The 1332-nt window shown below is 59.9% G+C and carries 1 protein-coding gene; it reads left to right on the top strand.

What is annotated here, in order from left to right:
* Positions 1 to 151 precede the first annotated feature (151 nt).
* Complete coding sequence (locus tag QMX98_RS34630; protein WP_282412082.1) at positions 152 to 1234, top strand: BMP family ABC transporter substrate-binding protein; 1083 nt, start codon at positions 152 to 154, stop codon at positions 1232 to 1234.
* Positions 1235 to 1332 lie beyond the last annotated feature (98 nt).

The raw sequence follows: 1332 nt of genomic DNA, 5'->3' as shown, positions 1-1332 counted from the left end.
GGCAAGCCTCGCTCCTACAGGTTGGCGTCGCTCTTGTAGGAGCGAGGCTTGCCCGCGAAGGCCATTACACGGTTTCGGCGTTTTTGTTGTCCTGTTGGTCAGCAATTTGCATTGCCTCTGCCCACCTCACAACAACATGGAGTTCGAATTCATGCACAAACGTCCGTTGAAGAAGCTGCTTTGCGCCGTTGCCGCGGCTATTGGTCTGAGCGCGAGCCTGACCGCCAGCGCCGCCGACCCGCTGAAAGTCGGCTTCGTCTATATCGGCCCGATCGGTGACCACGGCTGGACGTATCAGCATGAACAGGGGCGCAAGGCGCTGGCCGAGAAGTTCGGCAATCAGATCACCACCAACTATGTGGAGAACGTCGCCGAAGGTGCCGACGCCGAGCGAGTGATCCGCAACATGGCCAAGGACAACTACGACCTGATCTTCACCACGTCGTTCGGCTACATGAACCCGACCCTGAAAGTCGCCAAGCAGTTTCCCAAGGTGACCTTCGAACACGCCACCGGCTACAAGCAGGACAAGAACCTCGGCACCTACCTGGCGCGCACGTATGAAGGTCGCTACGTCGGCGGTTTCCTCGCGGCGAAGATGACCAAGACCAAGAAGATCGGCTACGTCGCGTCCTTCCCTATCCCGGAGGTGATCCGCGATATCAACGCTATTCAACTGGCCCTGAACAAATACAACCCAGGCACCGAGATCAAGGTGGTATGGGTCAACTCGTGGTTCGATCCGGGCAAGGAAGCCGACGCCGCCAACGCGCTGATCGACCAGGGCGTCGACGTGGTGTTCCAGCACACCGACAGCCCGGCACCGATTCAGGCGGCCGAACGCCGCGGCGTGTATGCCGTGGGCTACGCTTCGGACATGGCGCACTTCGGGCCGAAGGCGGTGCTGACGTCGATCGTCAACGACTGGGGCCCGCATTACATTCAAGCGACCCAAAGCGTGCTCGACCACACCTGGAAATCGCAGGATTACTGGGGCGGTTTGAAAGAAGGCACGGTTGAACTGCCGATCAGCGGCCTGGTGCCAGCGGCGGTGAAAACCGAGGCCGAGCAGATCATTGCGGACATCAAGAGCGGCGCCTTCCACCCGTTCACCGGGCCGATCAAGGATCAGGCCGGCACCGAAAAAATCCCGACGGGCGCGACGGCAAGCAATGCGGAACTGGCGTCGATGAACTACTACGTTGAAGGGATGAAGGCCGATATTCCGAAGTAGCTCCCCAACCCAACACAAAACCCTGTAGCAGTGAGCCTGCTCGCGATGGCGGAGTGTCAGACGCTATCAATGTCGACTGACACGCCGCGATCGCGAGC

Source organism: Pseudomonas sp. PS02303 (genome assembly GCF_029959925.1).
GTDB classification, from domain to species: domain Bacteria; phylum Pseudomonadota; class Gammaproteobacteria; order Pseudomonadales; family Pseudomonadaceae; genus Aquipseudomonas; species Aquipseudomonas mandelii.
Note: the sequence above shows the minus strand (reverse complement) of the source record. Positions and strands in the feature narration are given on the sequence as shown.

What these genes read in the sequence shown, in the direction of transcription:
- QMX98_RS34630 (WP_282412082.1), top strand. Translation starts at nt 152, where the DNA reads ATGCACAAACGTCCGTTGAAGAAGCTGCTTTGCGCCGTTGCCGCGGCT.